19 protein-coding genes are annotated in these 17,234 nt (G+C 70.9%); 9 read left to right on the forward strand and 10 right to left on the reverse strand.

Annotated elements, in window-relative coordinates:
- Positions 1 to 210: 210 nt before the first annotated feature.
- Together Q0818_RS03165 and Q0818_RS03170 are read right to left on the reverse strand one after the other, a co-directional pair.
- A complete protein-coding gene (locus tag Q0818_RS03165) occupies positions 211 to 1,536 on the reverse strand; it encodes a UDP-glucose/GDP-mannose dehydrogenase family protein (protein WP_298871265.1) in 1,326 nt (441 codons plus the stop codon).
- Between the two features lie 76 nt (positions 1,537 to 1,612).
- Positions 1,613 to 3,157 carry a sugar transferase gene (locus Q0818_RS03170; RefSeq protein ID WP_298871267.1) on the reverse strand — a complete coding sequence of 515 codons (1,545 nt, stop codon included), beginning with the start codon at positions 3,155 to 3,157 and terminating at the stop codon, positions 1,613 to 1,615.
- Positions 3,158 to 3,474: 317 nt separating this feature from the next.
- Here Q0818_RS03170 and Q0818_RS03175 point away from each other — a divergent pair, with 317 nt between their 5' ends.
- On the forward strand, positions 3,475 to 4,596 hold the full coding sequence (locus Q0818_RS03175) for a PIG-L family deacetylase (protein ID WP_298871269.1): 1,122 nt from the start codon (positions 3,475 to 3,477) through the stop codon (positions 4,594 to 4,596).
- Here the strand turns inward: Q0818_RS03175 and Q0818_RS03180 are convergent, their stop codons facing one another.
- The 3 genes from Q0818_RS03180 to Q0818_RS03190 form a co-directional block, all read right to left on the reverse strand.
- Positions 4,597 to 4,821, reverse strand: a complete 225-nt coding sequence (locus tag Q0818_RS03180; protein ID WP_298871272.1) for a three-helix bundle dimerization domain-containing protein — start codon at positions 4,819 to 4,821, stop codon at positions 4,597 to 4,599. It abuts the gene before it with no gap.
- A gap of 9 nt (positions 4,822 to 4,830) precedes the next feature.
- Positions 4,831 to 5,355 (reverse strand): YbhB/YbcL family Raf kinase inhibitor-like protein, encoded by a 525-nt coding sequence (locus Q0818_RS03185; RefSeq protein ID WP_298871274.1) that lies wholly within the window; start codon positions 5,353 to 5,355, stop codon positions 4,831 to 4,833.
- 70 nt (positions 5,356 to 5,425) lie between these two features.
- The gene (locus Q0818_RS03190; RefSeq protein WP_298871276.1) at positions 5,426 to 5,707 is read right to left on the reverse strand and encodes a hypothetical protein; all 282 of its coding nucleotides are present in this window, start codon (positions 5,705 to 5,707) and stop codon (positions 5,426 to 5,428) included.
- A 279-nt stretch (positions 5,708 to 5,986) separates the two neighbouring features.
- On the opposite strand from Q0818_RS03190, the gene Q0818_RS03195 reads away from it, so the two are divergent.
- Positions 5,987 to 7,072: a PIG-L family deacetylase gene (locus Q0818_RS03195; RefSeq protein WP_298871279.1), complete on the forward strand. Its 1,086-nt coding sequence runs from the start codon at positions 5,987 to 5,989 to the stop codon at positions 7,070 to 7,072.
- 135 nt (positions 7,073 to 7,207) lie between these two features.
- Here Q0818_RS03195 and Q0818_RS03200 read toward each other — a convergent pair whose 3' ends face one another.
- Complete coding sequence (locus Q0818_RS03200) at positions 7,208 to 7,627, reverse strand: organic hydroperoxide resistance protein (RefSeq protein WP_298871284.1); 420 nt, start codon at positions 7,625 to 7,627, stop codon at positions 7,208 to 7,210.
- Positions 7,628 to 7,664: 37 nt separating this feature from the next.
- Entirely contained in the window at positions 7,665 to 8,144 is a 480-nt protein-coding gene (locus tag Q0818_RS03205) for a MarR family transcriptional regulator (RefSeq protein ID WP_298871287.1), read from the reverse strand.
- Positions 8,145 to 8,254: 110 nt separating this feature from the next.
- Here Q0818_RS03205 and Q0818_RS03210 point away from each other — a divergent pair, with 110 nt between their 5' ends.
- Positions 8,255 to 8,392 (forward strand): hypothetical protein, encoded by a 138-nt coding sequence (locus tag Q0818_RS03210; protein WP_298871290.1) that lies wholly within the window; start codon positions 8,255 to 8,257, stop codon positions 8,390 to 8,392.
- 80 nt (positions 8,393 to 8,472) lie between these two features.
- Here Q0818_RS03210 and Q0818_RS03215 read toward each other — a convergent pair whose 3' ends face one another.
- Complete coding sequence (locus Q0818_RS03215; protein WP_298871292.1) at positions 8,473 to 9,771, reverse strand: hemolysin family protein; 1,299 nt, start codon at positions 9,769 to 9,771, stop codon at positions 8,473 to 8,475.
- Between the two features lie 167 nt (positions 9,772 to 9,938).
- Positions 9,939 to 10,424: a PepSY domain-containing protein gene (locus Q0818_RS03220; RefSeq protein WP_298871295.1), complete on the reverse strand. Its 486-nt coding sequence runs from the start codon at positions 10,422 to 10,424 to the stop codon at positions 9,939 to 9,941.
- Positions 10,425 to 10,574: 150 nt separating this feature from the next.
- Here Q0818_RS03220 and Q0818_RS03225 point away from each other — a divergent pair, with 150 nt between their 5' ends.
- The 5 genes from Q0818_RS03225 to glmM all read left to right on the forward strand — a co-directional run bounded on the left by Q0818_RS03225 (position 10,575) and on the right by glmM (position 14,899).
- Positions 10,575 to 11,411: an alpha/beta hydrolase gene (locus tag Q0818_RS03225; protein ID WP_298871299.1), complete on the forward strand. Its 837-nt coding sequence runs from the start codon at positions 10,575 to 10,577 to the stop codon at positions 11,409 to 11,411.
- A 187-nt stretch (positions 11,412 to 11,598) separates the two neighbouring features.
- Entirely contained in the window at positions 11,599 to 12,360 is a 762-nt protein-coding gene (locus Q0818_RS03230; RefSeq protein ID WP_298871303.1) for a CPBP family intramembrane glutamic endopeptidase, read from the forward strand.
- A gap of 227 nt (positions 12,361 to 12,587) precedes the next feature.
- A complete protein-coding gene (gene rplM, locus Q0818_RS03235) occupies positions 12,588 to 13,034 on the forward strand; it encodes a 50S ribosomal protein L13 (RefSeq protein ID WP_094734663.1) in 447 nt (148 codons plus the stop codon).
- A 24-nt stretch (positions 13,035 to 13,058) separates the two neighbouring features.
- Positions 13,059 to 13,529 carry a 30S ribosomal protein S9 gene (gene rpsI, locus Q0818_RS03240; protein WP_298871314.1) on the forward strand — a complete coding sequence of 157 codons (471 nt, stop codon included), beginning with the start codon at positions 13,059 to 13,061 and terminating at the stop codon, positions 13,527 to 13,529.
- Between the two features lie 14 nt (positions 13,530 to 13,543).
- Positions 13,544 to 14,899, forward strand: coding sequence for a phosphoglucosamine mutase (glmM, locus tag Q0818_RS03245; RefSeq protein ID WP_298871316.1), 1,356 nt, complete (start codon positions 13,544 to 13,546; stop codon positions 14,897 to 14,899).
- A 275-nt stretch (positions 14,900 to 15,174) separates the two neighbouring features.
- Here the strand turns inward: glmM and Q0818_RS03250 are convergent, their stop codons facing one another.
- Entirely contained in the window at positions 15,175 to 16,104 is a 930-nt protein-coding gene (locus tag Q0818_RS03250; protein ID WP_298871692.1) for a Ppx/GppA phosphatase family protein, read from the reverse strand.
- 124 nt (positions 16,105 to 16,228) lie between these two features.
- Between Q0818_RS03250 and coaA the strand changes: the two genes are divergently transcribed.
- On the forward strand, positions 16,229 to 17,182 hold the full coding sequence (gene coaA, locus Q0818_RS03255) for a type I pantothenate kinase (protein ID WP_298871319.1): 954 nt from the start codon (positions 16,229 to 16,231) through the stop codon (positions 17,180 to 17,182).
- The last annotated feature ends 52 nt before the right edge of the window (positions 17,183 to 17,234 follow it).

The raw sequence follows: 17,234 nt of genomic DNA on the forward strand, positions 1-17,234 counted from the left end.
TCGTCACGCGGGTCGGAGAGAACTTCGGTTCGTCCCCCGACGACCACGACCCCGGCGCCGCTCCCACGTCGATCCAGCGGGAGCGCCGGACTCGGTCGTCGGCCCGTCGGAGCAGAGTCTCTCGGGATGACGATCCGCGGCGGGATGCTGCTCCGCGAGCGACGAACGCCCCGGCCGGAGCCGGGGCGTTCGCGATGACGGAGGGGATGGTCAGGGGCGACCCATGCCGAAGTACGACCAGCCCGCGGCGCGCCACGCGACGGGATCGAGGCAGTTGCGTCCGTCGACGACGACGTGCCCTCGGGTCAGCGAGGCCGCGTGTTCGGGCGACAGTTCACGACGGTACTCGTCCCACTCCGTCACGACGATGACCGCGTCCGCGTCGCGGAGCGTCTCGTCGAGGTCGGTCTCGTACGTGAGCTGGGGGTGGATGCGACGGGCGTTCTCGATCGCAGCAGGATCGGTCAGGACGACGTGCGCTCCGAGGCCGTGCAGGCGCACGGCGACGTCGAGGGCGGGGGAGTCGCGGATGTCGTCGCTGTGGGGCTTGAAGGCGGCCCCCAGGACGGCGACCTTCTTCTCGAACACGCTGCCCCCGAGGGCGTCGGTCGTCAGCTCGACGGCGCGGTCGCGACGGCGGAGGTTGATGGCGTCGATCTCGCGGAGGAAGGCGACGGACTCCCCGCGTCCGAGCTCTTCGGCCCGCGCGGAGAAGGCGCGGATGTCCTTGGGGAGGCATCCGCCGCCGAAGCCGATGCCGGCGCCGAGGAAGCGGCGGCCGATGCGCGCGTCGTGCCCGATGGCGTCGGCCAGGGTGGTGACGTCGGCACCGGTGACCTCGGCGATCTCGGCGATGGCGTTGATGAAGCTGATCTTGGTCGCGAGGAACGCGTTCGCCGAGACCTTCACCAGCTCGGCCGTCGCGTAGTCGGTGACGATGAAGGGCGTGCCCTTCGCGATCGAGGGGTGGTAGACCTCGCGCAGGACGTCGGCGGTGCGCTCGCCCTCGGCGGTGGGCTTGCCGTCCTCGGACGGGACGCCGGCGACGAGGCGGTCGGGGTCGACCGTGTCCTGGACGGCCCAGCCCTCGCGCAGGAACTCCGGGTTCCAGACGAGCACGGCGCCGCGCTCGGCCACGCGCGGGGCGAGGCGTGCGGCGGTTCCCACCGGCACGGTCGACTTGCCGGCGACGATGTCTCCGTCGCTGAGGAAGGGGAGGAGCCCGTCGACGGCGGCATCGACGTAGGTCAGGTCGGCGGCGTGGCCACCGGCCTGCTGCGGCGTTCCGACGCCGACGAAGTGCACCTTCGCGCCCTGCGCAGCGGACATGTCGGTGGTGAACGACAGGCGGCCGGAGGCGATGCCCTCCGTGAGGATCTCCTGGAGACCGGGCTCGAAGAACGGCGCCTCGCCCTTGGACAAAGAGGCGATCTTGCGCTCGTCGACATCGATGCCGACCACCTCGTGCCCGATCGACGCCATCGCAGCCGCGTGCACGGCTCCCAGGTACCCGCAACCCACTACAGACAAACGCACGATCAGAGCCTTTCAGATACACATCGACACGACCCGGACACGCCGGTTCGCGGACCCGCGAGGGAGCGCAGGATTCTCACGCGGCCGTCTCGCCCGGCGCCAGGGCGGCGCGGGCGGTCTTGCCGAGGATGACGAAGTCGCCGAGGAGCGTCCAATTCTCGACGTAGGAGAGATCGAGACGGACCGACTCCTCCCACGAGAGCGAGGAGCGCCCGCTGACCTGCCACAGCCCGGTGATGCCGGGCTTGGCGAGGAATCGACGATGCACGTGATCGGCGTAGACCGCCACCTCGGAGGGCAGCGGGGGGCGCGGGCCGACGAGCGACATCGACCCGCCGATCACGTTGAACAGCTGGGGGAGCTCGTCGAGGCTGAACTTGCGCATGACGCGCCCGATGGGGGTGACGCGCGGGTCGTTCTTCATCTTGAAGAGCACCTCGTTGCCGGAGTCCCGCTCCTGCGCGGCGAGCTGCTCGAGGAGGTCTTCGGCGTTGACGACCATCGAGCGGAACTTGATCATCGTGAACTCGCGTCCACGGAACCCGATGCGGGTCTGACGGAAGAAGATCGGACCATCGCTGGACAGTCGCACCGCGATCATGAGGAAGGCCAGCAGAGGACTCAGCAGGATGACGCCGACCGACGCGGCGACGAGATCCACGCTGCGTTTGAGGAAGCTCTGCCCGCGGGAGAACTTCGGCGTCTCCACGTGGATGAGGGGGAGCCCCGCCACGGGACGCGTGTGCAGTCGGGGACCGGCGATGTCGATGATGCTCGGGGCCAGTACGAGGTGCTGACGGCCCGCTTCGAGGCTCCACGAGATCTGCTTGACCTTGTCGGCGGGCAGGTCGTCGGCGCTGGTGATCGCGACCGTGTCGGCACCCGTGACCTGCAGGGCGCGGGTGACGTCTCCCACGTGCCCCATCACCGGGATCTCGGTCCCGGGGATGACGTCGGCGATCTTGCCGTTGGGGACGCACGCGCCCACCACGCGATACCCCGCGCTGGGCGAGCGGCCGAACTCGCGCGCGAGCTGGGTGACGGAGGGGAGCGACCCGACGAGCAGCACGTTCGCCGAGTACAGACCGCGCGAGCGCTGGGCCACCAGCCACTGCCGCCACATCCATCGCGTGAAGATCAGGACCAGGATGCCGAGGGGCAGACTGATCAGAAGGTATCCGCGGGCGACGTCGATCTGCGTGAGGAACGCGATGATCGCGACGGTCCCGAAGAGGCGGAAGCTGGCGTCGGCGATGCGGACGTATTCCTGGGAGCCGGTTCCGATGACCCGGTCGCTGCGGGAGTCGACGAACGACAGCGCCCACATCCAGGTCACGATCAGGATGGCGGAGAAGACCCAGTACGAGAGGTCGCTGATCCGGCTGTCGCGACCGGTGGCGAGCTGCACGTTCCCCAGGCCGAACCAGAGCAGCTGCGTGCCGTAGACGACCCACGTGAGGGAGAAGAGATCGGTCAGCGCGAGGTTGAGACGGTAACGCCGCCGCCACGGATCGCGCTGGTACATCGGAGCCTGCGTCGGCGTCTCGCGCGGGGGTCGCGCAGTGAGCGGGTCCGCGTCCGCGTCCGCGGTCTCGGCGCTCATCTGAAGATCGGACGTCACGATGTGCAGCTCCTCCCCCCGGCCGGCGAGCCTTTCGGCTTACCCCGTGAACGATAACAGGCGAGAGTCACCCCATAAGTCACCCTGCGGCACTTGTCACGAGTCTGAAACACCGCGGCCGTCACCCGCTAACTCACCCGACACGTGAGACGAAGTCATCACAACAGCGCGATCCGCCGCGCCCCTCACGCGCGCGCGGTGGCCCCGCGAGGGGCGCGTCCCCTACACTCGGGCAGCGGATCGGCCGACGCCGGCCGCCTGCGAGATTTCCCCCCGCATCGCGGGATGCATGCCCACCCGCCCACCGGAGGAACTTCATGACCCGCGTCCCGCCGCCGCTCCTCGGCGCGCGACGTGAGGGGTCGGCCGGTCTCATCGCCGCCTTGGCGATCGCGGCCGTGCTCCTCGTCGCCGTGGCGGCGGTCTTCGCGTTCGCACTCCTGCGGCCCGCCGGAGATCCGGTGGCCATCGACGCCACCGCCTCTTCTTCCGCGGTGTCGCCGTCTCCGTCGCCGACCCTCACGGGGTCGTCGGCCCCGTCCGCGACGCCGACTCCCACGCCGACCCCGACTCCGACCGCGACGCCGACGCCCGCTCCGCCCACGTCACCGGCCGCCCAGGTCTGCGACGGGGCTCCCACTCTCCTCAGCTTCTGGGCCCACCCGGACGACGACATCATCTTCGCCAATCCCACGATCTCGGACGCCATCGCCGCGGGCCAGTGCGTGCGGACCGTCTTCCTGACCGCGGGCGACGCCGGCAAGGGTATGGAGTACGTGCAGGCGCGGGAGCTCGGCATCTTGCGCGCCTACAACGCCATGCGCGGGCAGGAGGGGCTCTGGCACGCCGACGACATCACCCTCGACACCGGCCTGCACATCCGCCGACTCAGTCCCGACGGTGATCCGCGGATCTCGGTCGCCTACGTGCGTCTGCCCGACGGCAACATCACGGACGGAGGCTTCTCCGAGACGGGCTTCGCCACCCTGAGCAAGCTGTATGACGGGGCGATCTCGTCGCTCGCTCCCGTGGACGGCGGCCCCGCGGTCGGTCGCGGGCAGGTCGTCGCGTCGATACGCGAGTTCGCGGATGCCGTCGGGCCGAGCGCGACGCTCACCCACATCCCGCGCGGCAGCGCCTTCGCCCCCGGCGATCACCCGGATCACTCGGTCGTCGGCGCTCTCGTGCGCGAAGCGCTCTCGTCGGACGCGGCGGTGGCCCCCGGCATCCGGTATTTCGTCGGCTACCCGTCGGAGAACCTGCCCCGCAACCTCGAGGGAGCGGTGCTGGACCGCAAGGTCGACACGTACCGCATCTACACGCAGCAGGACAAGGTGATCCGTTGCGCGGACCGCTCGAACTGTCTCAAGACCCGCAAGTTCGGCGAGTGGCTGCAGCGTTCGTACCCGAAGAGCGAGGCCGAGCTCCAGCTCGGTTGATCATTCGTCGTCCGAGGCGAGCGCGTCCTCGACGGCCGCGCGCGCGTCGCGCTCGGCGATGATGTCGACGAAGTCCTTCACGGGGGCGTCCGCGTACTTGTCGACGGCCGCCACGGCCTCGTCGTGCACGACCTCCGCGGGGGCGTCGGGGAAGCGCACCTGCACGCGCTCCTCGACGTCGGCGATGGTCTCGTCCTTGTCGAACCCTTCACTGCGCTGCGTCATGGCCCGCGCTCAGTGCTGGTACGTGCCGTGCAGGATCGCGCGGCCGAGCGTCTTGAACGCCAGGTTGAACGACACCACGGCGGGGCTCGCGTCCGCGTCGACACCGAGGGTCTCCTCGCCCACGGCGTGCACGACGAAGAAGTAGCGGTGGGGCTGATCGCCCTGCGGGGGAGCGGCGCCCATGAACCCGCTCTCGCCGCCGTCGTTGCGCACGTGGAACGCGTTGCCGGGCAGGTCGCCGGAGGCGGCCCCCGTGGCGAGCTCGTTCACGTCCGCCGGGATGTCGACGAGGACCCAGTGCCAGAAGCCGCTCGGCGTCGGCGCGTCGGGATCGAAGCCGGTGACGACGAACGACTTCGTACCCTCGGGGGCACCCGACCACCGGAGGTGGGGGGAGGTGTTGCCCTTCTCGGCCACCTGATCGTCCTTCAGCGGCTCACCGTCGACGACGTCGTCACTGGCCACGTCGAACGACGCGGTGGCGGGGAGGAGGGGATACGGATCGGGCGTCTGGGGGCGGGAGAGATCGACCATGCTCCGCACGATAGGACCCGTTCCCGACGTGCCGGCAGGGCTTGCGTCGCGGGTCGGCGGAGGTTAGCGATCAGTGGGGCAGGGCGAGAAGGGAGCGGGCTGCATCATGGCATCCGTCGGGGGTCGGCAGCCCGTAGTCGACCTCGACGACCTCGCGCAGGTCGGCGGCGAGCTCGTCGACGCTCGGGGCGACCTCGAGGGCCTCCATGATCGGGAGGATCAGGTCGTCGTACTCGTCGTCGGGCCACCCGCGCCCGATCCGATGGACCCCGATCGGGTCCCAGTCGTTGAGGACGGCACGGATGCGCAGGGCGACGGGCGACAGAGACCGCGGCGGTGAGGACGTCTGCATGAGTGCGAGTGTCGCCAGCATTCTTAGGCGCGGGCTGAGCATCGGCCATGCGTGGGGTGGACCGGCCGGCCGCGCGCGGTCACCCGCGGGATGATCGACGCGGTGATCGGTCCGCTCTGCCCGCGACGTCGCGCCGCCGCGGGGTTTCGCGCGCGGTGAGCGGCGTGCTTCGCGGTACCGTCGATGTGCGCCCGAGGGCGCGGGGGAACCCGTGCGCCCGAGGGCGCGGGGGAACCCGAACATCCGTCGCCGGGGGGCGCAACACAGGACGGAGTCGCCGTGAGTGACATCGACGAGCCATCGAGCGGCGACGGCGGTGCCGGACGCGAGGCGCAGAACGGCGCCGGGGCGAGCCGTCGGCGCTCGATCTCGCGCCGATCGCTCGTGTTCGGGGGCCTCGCCCTCGGCGGTCTCGCGGCGATCGGCGGGGGCGCGTGGGCGTACCGCGAGATGCGGCGATCGGACGGGCCCGACGGCACCTGGGTGAAGCTGAGTCCGATCGTCCCCCAGCCCCGCGACGCGCCGCGGGACGCGTCGCCCGCATTCGAGGAGCCGGGGGACGACTCCACGGTGGCGGTCTGGGCCCACGCCGACGACGACATCATCTTCGCCAACCCCCACCTCAGCGAGGTCATCGCCTCCGGAGCGACCCTGCGGACGATCTTCATCACCGCGGGAGACGCCGGGCGCGGCCTCGCCTACGCGCAGCAGCGCGAGGCGGGCATCCGCGCGGCCTACGACCAGATGCGCGGCAGCACGGCACCGTGGGAGACGCGCGAGATCGCGCTGCTGAGCGGGGCCCGCGTCACGCGGTTCGTGCCGAGCGACGAGCCGCGTCTATCGATCACGGTTCTGCGACTGCCGGACGGCAACCTGAGCGCGAAGGGTTTTCCCGCCACGGGAGGAGCGGGACTCACGCAGCTGATCAACGGCACCGTGCCGGCGCTCGCCCCCATCGACGACGGCCCCACCCTCGACGCCGCGCGCCTCTCGGACACGGTCGCCGAGCTCATCCACGCGGGGCGGCCCGATCGCATCACGACGAACATCCCCCACGAGAGCGCCTTCGCGCGAGGTGACCACCCCGATCATTCGTGCGTCGGGTCGCTCGTGCGTGCCGTCGCACCCACCGCCGGGGTGCCGGCGGAAGCGGTGACCTATTACATCGGGTATCCCTCGAAGCGGCAGCCGGTGAACGTGGTCGGAGCTCCGCTGGATGCGAAGGTCGACGTGTATCAGGTGTACGCGGCGCAGGATCCCGTCGTGACGTGCATCGATGAAACGGCCTGTCTCGCCCAGCCGGGCTTCGGCCAGTGGCTGCGCCGTTCCTATCCGAAGACCGAGGCCGAGCTCCAGCTCTCCTGACGTGCGGCGGGCGGGGTGGAGGCGCTGCACGCGACGACGCCGCCCGCAGGGAACGGGCGGCGTCGTACTGCCGGAGGCAGGCCCAGGACGAGGCGCGATACGTGGGGCTCAGCGCCCCGCCCCGGGAGTCGGAGGTCAGTCCTCGGAGACGGTGACGGTCACCTCGATGTTGCCGCGCGTGGCGTTCGAGTAGGGGCACACCTGGTGCGCCTGGTCGGCGAGCTCCTGGGCGATGTCGTGCTCGACGCCCGGGAGGACCACCTCGAGCAGCACGGCCAGCTGGTAGCCGCCCTGGCCGTTCGGGCCGATGTGGACGCGGCCGCCGACGGACGAGTCCTCGAGGGTGATCTTCCGGCCGCGCGCGACGGCGTGCAGGGCGCCGTGGAAGCAGGCGGCGTAGCCCGCGGCGAAGAGCTGCTCGGGGTTGGTGCCCGCGCCCGATCCGCCCATCTCCTTCGGGGGTGCGACCTCGAGGTCGATGTAGGGACCGGCCGTCACGTGGCCGGTGCGGCCGTGGCCGGTGGAAACGGCTTCTGCGGTGTAGAGAACGTCCATGGGTGTTCCTTTCTGGGGACGGAGGGGCGTCGTCGCGTCACGACGAACGGCGGGGCGCGCCCACGGCCGACAGGACGGTGTCGGGGTGGTCGCGCAGGTCTTTCATCGCCTCGGTGAGCTGGTGCAGAGCGTCGATCAGCTCCCGTGCGCTGTCGGCGTCGGACAGACCCGCGCCGGCCGCGATGCAGCGGGGGACGTGGGACAGCTCTTCCCCCAGGCCGGCTCCTCGAGGCGTCAGCGACACGGAAACCACCCGCTCGTCGTCGGAGCGACGGGTCCGCTCGATGTAGCCCGCCGCTTCCATGCGGGCGAGCATCGGCGAGAGGGTGCCCGAGTCCAGCTGCAGCGCCTCGCCGAGGCTCTTGACCGTCTGATCGCCGTCGCCCCACAGGGTGACCAGGGCGATGTACTGCGGGTACGTGAGGTTCCACGGTTCGAGGAGGACGCGGTAGGCCTGCGTGGTCGTGCGGTTGGCGGCGTAGAGCGCGAAGCACACGAGGGCGTCGACGGCGGGCATGGAAGAACTGTTGCACACAATTCAATCGTGCACAACCTAAAGAACGGGACCGGAGCGAGTCGCTCTGTCAAGCCCTGCCATCGCCCCCGCTCCCGGGCGACGATGGGCGCATGATCCGCCGCAGCGACGCGAGCTTCACGGCGCCATCGGGTTTCCTCCCCGACGGTGACCGCGACCTGCTCGCCATCAACGGGCATCACTTCGAGCTGGGGGATTCCGTCGCCCCGCTCGGAGGCGACCTCGCCTGAGCCTCCACCCCGTCGACGGGCGAGGCCCGACGGCGGGAGACGTTTGCGCGCGGGGCCGGAAGCCGAGGCTTGTCGGACGCTCAGTCGCGGGCCGCGGGTGCCGCGTCGTCGTCGTCGACGGGATGCCGGGTGACGAGCAGTTCGGCCACGCGTCGGCGGTCGACGGCGCTCACCTGGAGGGTGGCGCCGTCCACCTCCACGATGTCGCCGACCCGGGCGAGACGGCCCAGCCGCTCGACGACGAATCCCGCGACGGTGTCGGATGCACCCCGCGGGAGCGTCACCCCGGTCGCCTCCTCGAAGTCCTGCAGATTGAGTCGGCCCTCGACGGTGCCGTGCTCGCCCTCGGCAAGGGGCTGCTCGGCGGCGTCGTCGTACTCGTCGAAGATCTCGCCCACCACCTCCTCGACGAGGTCTTCGAGGGTCACGATGCCGTCGGTTCCCCCGTACTCGTCGACGACGACCGCGATGTGACTGCCCTCGGCGCGCATCGCGGTGAGGGTGGGAAGCACCCGCGCGGTCGACGGGATGTAGCGGATGTCGCGCATCACGGCGGTGAGGGGACGCGACGTGTCCTCGTAGAGGTCACGAACGTGCACGAATCCGACGACGTCGTCGATCGTGTGCTCGGCGACGGGGTAGCGCGAATAGGGCAGATCCCGTACACGCTCCACCGCCTCGGCGATCGAGCCGCCGGCATCCAGGGTGACGACCTCCGGGCGGGGTCGCATGACCTCGCTGACGTGGCGGTCGCGCAGCGACAGCACGTCGTCGAGGATGCGACGCTCGTCGGCGGGCAGGCCCTCGTGACTCGACACGATGTCGCGCAGCTCCTCCTCGGTGAGCTCCTCACCGGTCTTGTTCGGGTCGCCGCCGAGCAGACGCACGAGCACGTTGGTGGAGATCGACAGCAGCCAGATGACGGGTCGCATGAGGGTGGCGAAGCCGTTCAGCACCGGCGCGACGCCGTAGGCGAACGCCGCGTTGCGCTGGATCGCGAGCCGCTTGGGAACGAGCTCGCCCAGGACGAGGGAGAGGTAGGCGATGACCAGGGTGAGCGCGATGGTGGAGACCGTGGCCGCGACCGGCTCGTCGAGCCCCCACGCGGTGAAGAGCGGGGTCACCGACGGGGCGATCGACGAGGCGCCGTAGGCGGCCGACGCGAAACCCGCGACCGTGACGCCGATCTGGACGGCGGAGAGGAAGGTGTTGGGGTTGCGCGCGAGGTCGGCCACCTTCTGCCCGCGCCGCCCGCGCGCCGCGAGGGCGTTCACCTGGCTCTCGCGCAGCGTCACCAGGGCCATCTCGGTCGCGGCGAACACCCCGCCGATGAGCACGAAGACCACGACCAGCACGATGTTCAGCGCGAGGTCGTTCATCGCTCGCCCGCCTTCGTCGCGATGCGTTCGGCACCCGGGGTCACCCGGGCGCTCGGACTATGACCGTCGGCGTCGAGAGCGTGGCACATGCGGCGAGTGTAATGAGAGGGGGCCATCCCCACGGATGCCGGCTCCGGGCTTGCGCACCCACCCCTGCTTCTGCTGCCTCAGCGCACGCTGCCGTCGACACCCGACACGCGGACCGTCGTGCCTCCGGCGATCTCGACCTTCCACACGGGAGCGCCGTCCTCCTGCTCGAGGACGGCCTCCTCGACCCGTGCCCCACCGGAGGCTCGCGTCGCGGCGATGCGGATGGCATCCGCAAGGGTGGTCGTGGTCGCCTGGAGAGCGGCGGAGTCGTCCGCATCGAGTCTCTCGGAGCCGTCGGAGGACTCCGCGCGGGTACCGTCGGTGCTGACCTGGACCTCGACCTCCTGATCGCCGACGGCGACGTGCACCTCCCACCGGTTGTCATCCGCGTCGAGCGCGAACGCACGGCCACCGGCGTCGGATTCGGCCGTGGTGACGGCGCGGACGGCATCCTGATCGGTGGGGGTGAGGGATCCGCCGCCACCGCCGAAGGGGGCGCAGGCGCTGAGCGCGAGGACCGTGACAGCGGACAGGGCGACGGCGAGGGAGCGGGTCGAGGCCATGGCGCGAGGCTAGCGATGCGCGAACGGACCGCCGGAGTGCTTGCATCGCGGCGTCGCGTGTGCGTTCCCCGGCGGGCCGAGCGATACCAATTCTCGACGCGATCGTCAACGGCGGGCCTCCGGTCAGGTGCAGGGCGAACCATGGCGGCCATGAGCGAGATCACCGCACACCATGGACTCCTGACCGACATCGACCTCCACGTCGACGACACCGGCGGATCGGGTCGCCCCGTCGTGCTGATCCACGGCTGGCCCCTGTCGGGCGAGTCGTGGGCGCACCAGGTTCCGGCCCTCGAAGCGGCCGGCCACCGGGTCGTGACCTACGACCGCCGCGGCTTCGGCCGGAGCGACAAGCCCCGCACCGGGTACGACTACGACACGTTCGCCGACGACCTTCAGGCCGTACTGGAGGCGCTCGACCTGCGGGATGCCACGCTGGTGGGCTTCTCGATGGGCGGCGGCGAAGTGGCGCGCTACCTCACGCGCCACGGCGCGGACCGCGTGCACAGCGTCGTCTTCGCAGCGGCCGTCCCGCCGTACCTGGCCCAGACCGACGACAACCCCGAGGGTCCCCTCGACGATGACACCGCCGACGGGATGAAGCAGGGACTCACGGACGACGAGAAGGCGTTCTATCACCAGTTCACGACCGACTTCTTCTCGGTGAACGGCGAGCTCGTCGTCGCGCCCGAGGAGCAGGCCGAGGCGGAGCGCCTCGCGAACCAGGCCGATCACCACGCCGCCCTGAAGTCGATGGAGGCCTTCGCCACGACCGATTTCCGCGCGGACCTGCCGAACGTCGGTGTGCCCGCTCTGATCATCCACGGCGACAGCGACGCCACCGTGCCGTTCGAGGGCTCGGGCAAGCGCACGCACGAGGCCATCGCCGGGAGCGAACTGCACGTGGTCGCCGGAGCGCCGCACGGCGTCAACGTGAGTCACGCCGACGAGTTCAACCGCGTGCTGATCGACTTCCTGAAGCGCTGACCCGCTCGGCGCGCCCCACTCTCGCCCGCATCCGCGGGGGACGCGCCGGCCGATCCGATGCCCCGTCACCGCCCGGTGACGGGGCATCGGTGCGTGATGACAGCGGGGGTGAATCGCCGAGCCGCACGTCCGCATTCGCCCGGCGGGTCCGCTGAGACCCGTTCGGACGCGACCTAACGTGACCGCCATGTCCGACGCCGCCGACGCCTCGACTCGCGGGATGCAGCGGCGACGGCGCAGCCGTCCGCGGCCCTGGCGCGAGGGGCGCTCGACGACGCGGCGGTGGAACCTCGAACTGCTGGCGTGGGCCGTCTGCGCGCTCGGTGCGGGTGCTCTGGCCGGGCGGGCGGCATCCGTCCTCCTTCCGCCCGAGACGGCGGAGGGGGGTGCGCGGGCCGTCGTGTGGGTTGCTCTCGGAGTGCCGATCGCCCTGGCCTTCTCTCGGTCCCGGCCCCGCGGGCTGCTGCGCGTTCGCCTGATCGACGTGGTCTACGGGATCGTCTTCGGTGTCGCTCTGCGCATCGTGCAGGGGGCCCTCGCGGAGACCGGGGGAGTGCCGGCCGCCTGGCCCTCAACCTTCTCGACGGGAGGATCCCTGCCCGAGTCGTTCGTCGCGGACGCCCTCGCCGACTCGGTCGTCGCGGCGGTGACGGAGGAGTTCTTCTTCCGGGGGGTCGTGCTGGTGTGCGCCTTTGCGCTCGTGAGGCGGCTGAGCGGGCGGGTGCCCGCCGCGATCGCGGCCGTCGCCTTCTCCACGGCTCTGTTCGTCGTCGCCCACCGGCTCACGTCGCAACAGGGCGGCGTCGACTCGATCGCGCTCGCCGCGGTCGGCGTCGTGACCGGAACGTTCGTGATGGCGACCGGACGCATCTGGCCGGCGGTCGCGGTGCACGTGGTCTTCAACGCCACGGGATACGCTCTGCTGGCAGCGGGCGCCCTGCTCTCCTAGCGTGGTCCCGCGGGGCGTCATGGGAGCACGCTCCCTCGTCGTCTCCGTCCCCGTTTGGCGATGGCATCCGGATGCCGTAGTCTTGCTCTTTGGTGCCCGCCTCCCTGCGAGCGGGACGCCCGAACGTGAGCCCTCCACCGGCCCTGTTCCCCCGTCATCGGCGGGGCAACGGACCACCGGAGCGGGATTCACGAACTCCTCCGTTCGATCAAGAAAGCAGCACTACTGTGACGCGCACTTTCACCCCCAAGGCCGCTGAGGTCACGCGCGAGTGGGTCGTTATCGACGCCACCGACGTCGTTCTCGGCCGCCTGGCCTCGCACGCGGCGGTCCTCCTCCGCGGCAAGCACAAGGCGACCTTCGCCAACCACATCGACTCCGGCGACTTCGTCATCGTCATCAACGCGGAGAAGGTGGCCCTCACGGGTCAGAAGCTCACGCAGAAGAAGGCGTACCGCCACTCGGGCTTCCCGGGCGGTCTGAAGTCCGTCACCTACGACGAACTCCTCGAGAAGAACCCCGTCCGCGCGGTCGAGAAGGCCATCCGCGGCATGCTGCCCAAGAACAGCCTCGGCGCGGCGCAGCTCAAGAAGCTCAAGGTCTACCGCGGCGCCGAGCACCCCCACGGTGCCCAGCAGCCCACGGCATACACCTTCGACCAGGTCGCCCAGTAAGCGCCGCCGGATAAGGACGAAACAGTGTCGAACATCGACTCCAGCAACTACAGCACCGAGACGCCGGCCGAGCAGTCGGTCGTCGCTGCCGAGCGCCCCGTGCTCTCGGTTCCCGGCGCAGCCGTGGGCCGCCGCAAGCAGGCCATCGCCCGCGTGCGCCTCATCCCCGGTTCGGGCACGATCACGGTCAACGGCCGCACGATCGAGGACTACTTCCCGAACAAGCTGCACCAGCAGCTGATCAACGACCCGTTCACGGTGCTCGAGCTCGCGGGCTCGTACGACGTGATCGCGCGCATCTCCGGTGGCGGCCCCTCGGGTCAGGCCGGCGCGCTGCGCCTGGGCATCGCCCGTGCGCTCAACGAGATCGACGCCGAGAACAACCGCCCGACCCTGAAGAAGGCCGGCTTCCTCTCGCGCGACGCTCGCGTCAAGGAGCGCAAGAAGGCCGGTCTCAAGAAGGCCCGCAAGGCGCCTCAGTACTCCAAGCGCTGAGTTCGACTCTCCGTATGCCTCTTTTCGGCACGGACGGGGTGCGGGGGCTGGCCAACGGCCTCCTCACCGCCGAACTCGCGCTGCACCTGGCCCAGGCGACTGCTGTCGTCCTGGGCCAGGGCCGTTCTGCGGAGGCGCGCAAAGCGGAAGGCCGTCGGTTGACGGCCGTCGTCGCGCGCGATCCCCGGGTGTCGGGGGAGTTCCTCGCCGCCGCTGTCGCCGCAGGACTCGCCTCCTCCGGCGTCGACGTGCTCGACGCCGGGGTGATCCCCACCCCCGCCACGGCCTTCCTGATCGCGGATCACGACGCGGACTTCGGCGTGATGGTGTCGGCGTCGCACAACCCGGCCCCCGACAACGGCATCAAGATCTTCGCCCGCGGGGGGACGAAGCTCCCCGACATCGTCGAGCAGCGCATCGAGCACGCCCTCGAGGGCGAGCGTCTGCAGCCCACCGGCGCGGGCGTCGGACGCATCCGGCGCTTCGCCGACGCGGAGGACCGCTACGTGCTGCACCTGCTGGGCTCCCTCCCGCACCGCCTCGACGGCCTCCACGTGGTGCTCGACTGCGCGCACGGTGCGGCGGCCGGGGTGTCGCCCGAGACGTTCAAGGACGCCGGGGCGCAGGTGACGGTCATCGGCGCCGAGCCGGACGGTCTGAACATCAACGACGGCGTGGGCTCGACCCACCTCGACGTGCTCGCGGAGGCCGTGGTGCGCCTCGGCGCCGACGTCGGTATCGCCCACGACGGCGACGCGGACCGGTGCCTCGCGGTCGACGCCGAGGGCAAGGTTGTCGACGGAGACCAGATCATGGCGATCCTCGCGGTGGCGATGAAGGAGCGCGGCGCGCTCGTCGACGACACCCTGGTGGCGACGGTCATGAGCAACCTGGGCCTCCATCGCGCGATGGCCGATCACGGCATCCGCGTGCTGCAGACGGGCGTCGGCGACCGCTATGTGCTCGAAGCCATGAACGAGGGGGGCTACTCCCTCGGCGGCGAGCAGTCGGGCCACGTGATCATGAGCGAGTTCGCCACCACCGGCGACGGACTTCTCACCGGTCTGCACCTCGTGGCCGAGATGGCGCGGCAGGGCAAGACCCTCGCGGAGCTGGCGTCGCTGATGACGGTGTACCCGCAGGTGCTGGTGAACGTCCGCGGCGTCGACCGCGACGGCGTCGCCGACGAGGTCGTGCAGCGCGAGGTCGCGGCATCCACCGCCGAACTCGGCGACTCCGGTCGCGTGCTGCTGCGCGCCTCGGGCACCGAGCCGCTGGTGCGGGTCATGGTCGAGGCGGCGTCGGAGGACGTCGCCCGCGCCCACGCCGACCGGCTCGCCGAGGTCGTGCGCGAGCGCCTGGCGCTCTAGCTCCTGCCGGTTCGACAGGCCCAGGGACCCCGTGCGGGGTGCCTGGGCCTTCGTCGTCGGTGGGTGCGGGTGGGCGTCCGGGGGCGGTGTCCGGTCCCTTCGACGGGCTCAGGGACCTCGGTCGGTCGGTGGGCGGGTCCCGGGCGGGCGTCCGGGGGGCGGGGTCCGGTCCCTTCGACGGGCTCAGGGACCTCGGTTCGGTGGTCCGGCCTGGGTCGGTGGGCGGGTCCCGGTCGGTGCGGAGGGGCCCGTCGGGGGCGCGACGGGGCGCGGGGTCAGTACTCGAGCGACTCGATGTAGCGCAGCAGCACGCCCTCGCGCAGCGCCCACGGGGAGACCTCGAGTTCCTCGACGTCCATGGCCTTCATCGCTCGCTCGACGACGATGGCCGCGGCGACGATCTGGAACGTCCGGTCGGCGGTGATGCCCGGCAGGGCCTCGCGCGCGTCGGCCGGGATGCGCGCGAGTCGCGGGATCCAGTCCTTCAGCTCCTTGCGCGGCAGCACCATGCGGTCGATCCCCGACCAGCCGGGCACCGGGTATCCGGCGAGCTTGGCGAGCGAACGGATGGCCTTCGACGACCCGATGACGTGGTCGGGGCGGGGGAGCGCGGCGAAGCGCTCGGCCACGGGCGCGAGGACGGATGCCGCGTGCTGGCGCAGCGCGTCGATCTCGGAGTCGCTCGGGGGATCGTGCGGCAGGAACTGCACCGTCGAGCGTCCGGCGCCCAGCGGCACCGATTCGGCGAGGTCGGGCAGTTCATCGGCGCCGCCCGCGATCTCGAGCGAGCCGCCGCCGATGTCGAACAGCAGGATCTGGCCGGCCGACCACCCGAACCAGCGCCGGACGGCGAGGTAGGTGAAGCGTGCCTCGGTTTCGCCGCCGAGCACCTGCAGGGGCTGGCCGAGGGCCTCCTCGATCAGGGCGATGACCTCTTCGCCGTTGGTCGCATCGCGCACCGCGGACGTCGCGGTGGCGAGCAGTTCGTCGACCCCCTCGGCGCGGGCGCGCTCGCAGGCGGCGGTCACGGCATCCACGAGGCCCTGCACGCCCTCGGGGGAGATCGACCCGTCGGGCAGCAGGTAGCGCATGAGGCGCAGGACCGAGCGGTGCGAGGTGGTGGCCGTGGGGCGACCCCCGGCGCGCGCGTTCGCGACGAGCAGGTGGACGGTGTTGGAACCGATGTCGAGGACTCCGAGGCGCACGGTCCGAGCGTAGTGGGGGACCGGCGCGTCGTCGGCGGGGGCGGATCCGGATGCCACGGGCACAGCCCGCGGGCGCGGTCCGGTGCTTCGCGGCGTGACGGCGCACCGCCGGTAGCATGAGCGGGTGTCCGCCGCCGAGACAGCCGCTCCCGCACCGTCGCTGAGCCCCTACCGTCAGATCGACCGCGACGACTGGGCCCGTATGGCCGGCGGGATCGCGCAGCCGCTCACCGAGAACGAGATCGTGCAGCTGCGCGGCATCGGCGACCGGCTCGACCCGCGCGAGGTCGCCGAGGTCTACCTGCCGCTCAGCCGCCTGCTCAGCCTGTACGCCCGGGCCACGCGTCGCCTCGGGGCCGACACGAGCGAGTTCCTCGGCGAACCGGATGCCACGACCCCTTTCGTCATCGGGGTCGCGGGATCGGTCGCGGTCGGCAAGTCCACGATCGCCCGCCTCCTGCGCGAGTTGATGAGCCGCTGGCCCGACACCCCGCGCGTCGAGCTGGTCACCACCGACGGGTTCCTGTACCCGAACGCCGAGCTCGAGCGCCGGGGGCTGATGGATCGCAAGGGCTTCCCCGAGTCGTACGACCGCCGGGCCCTCGTGGAGTTCCTGAGCGAGGTCAAATCCGGTGCCGAAGAGGCGCGGGCGCCGTTCTACTCGCACGTGCGGTACGACATCATGCCCGACGCGCACGTGAGCGTGCACCGTCCCGATGTCGTGATCGTCGAGGGGCTGAACGTGCTCCAGCCGCCGCCGTCGCCGAACGAGGTCGCGGTGAGCGATCTGTTCGACTTCTCGATCTACGTGGATGCCGACGCCGCCCACATCGAGCGCTGGTATGTCGAGCGCTTCCTCGCGCTGCGCGACAACGCCTTCACCAACCCGACCTCCTTCTTCCGCGTCTTCGCCGACATCAGCGACGAGGAAGCGGTGGAACGCGCCCTGGGCTACTGGCGCGACATCAACCTGCCCAACCTCGAGGAGAACGTGCTGCCCACGCGCCACCGCGCCAAGCTCGTGCTGCAGAAGGGCGCCGACCACACCGTCGAGTCGGTGCTGCTGCGCAAGCTCTGAGCCGGCTCCGCGTCCTCGCGCGAACGGCACCCCGCGCCGAGCGGATCGGCGT

It is taken from the genome of uncultured Microbacterium sp. (assembly GCF_947489255.1).
Lineage (GTDB): Bacteria > Actinomycetota > Actinomycetes > Actinomycetales > Microbacteriaceae > Microbacterium > Microbacterium phycohabitans.

Bases quoted from the DNA above. Each gene is read 5' to 3' on its own strand.
- Q0818_RS03175 (WP_298871269.1), top strand. From the start codon at position 3,475: ATGACCCGCGTCCCGCCGCCGCTCCTCGGCGCGCGACGTGAGGGGTCG.
- Q0818_RS03180 (WP_298871272.1), bottom strand. From the start codon at position 4,821: ATGACGCAGCGCAGTGAAGGGTTCGACAAGGACGAGACCATCGCCGAC.
- Q0818_RS03185 (WP_298871274.1), bottom strand. From the start codon at position 5,355: ATGGTCGATCTCTCCCGCCCCCAGACGCCCGATCCGTATCCCCTCCTC.
- Q0818_RS03190 (WP_298871276.1), bottom strand. From the start codon at position 5,707: ATGCAGACGTCCTCACCGCCGCGGTCTCTGTCGCCCGTCGCCCTGCGC.
- Q0818_RS03200 (WP_298871284.1), bottom strand. From the start codon at position 7,627: ATGGACGTTCTCTACACCGCAGAAGCCGTTTCCACCGGCCACGGCCGC.
- Q0818_RS03205 (WP_298871287.1), bottom strand. From the start codon at position 8,144: ATGCCCGCCGTCGACGCCCTCGTGTGCTTCGCGCTCTACGCCGCCAAC.
- Q0818_RS03210 (WP_298871290.1), top strand. From the start codon at position 8,255: ATGATCCGCCGCAGCGACGCGAGCTTCACGGCGCCATCGGGTTTCCTC.
- Q0818_RS03215 (WP_298871292.1), bottom strand. From the start codon at position 9,771: ATGAACGACCTCGCGCTGAACATCGTGCTGGTCGTGGTCTTCGTGCTC.
- Q0818_RS03220 (WP_298871295.1), bottom strand. From the start codon at position 10,424: ATGGCCTCGACCCGCTCCCTCGCCGTCGCCCTGTCCGCTGTCACGGTC.
- Q0818_RS03225 (WP_298871299.1), top strand. From the start codon at position 10,575: ATGAGCGAGATCACCGCACACCATGGACTCCTGACCGACATCGACCTC.
- Q0818_RS03230 (WP_298871303.1), top strand. From the start codon at position 11,599: ATGTCCGACGCCGCCGACGCCTCGACTCGCGGGATGCAGCGGCGACGG.
- glmM (WP_298871316.1), top strand. From the start codon at position 13,544: ATGCCTCTTTTCGGCACGGACGGGGTGCGGGGGCTGGCCAACGGCCTC.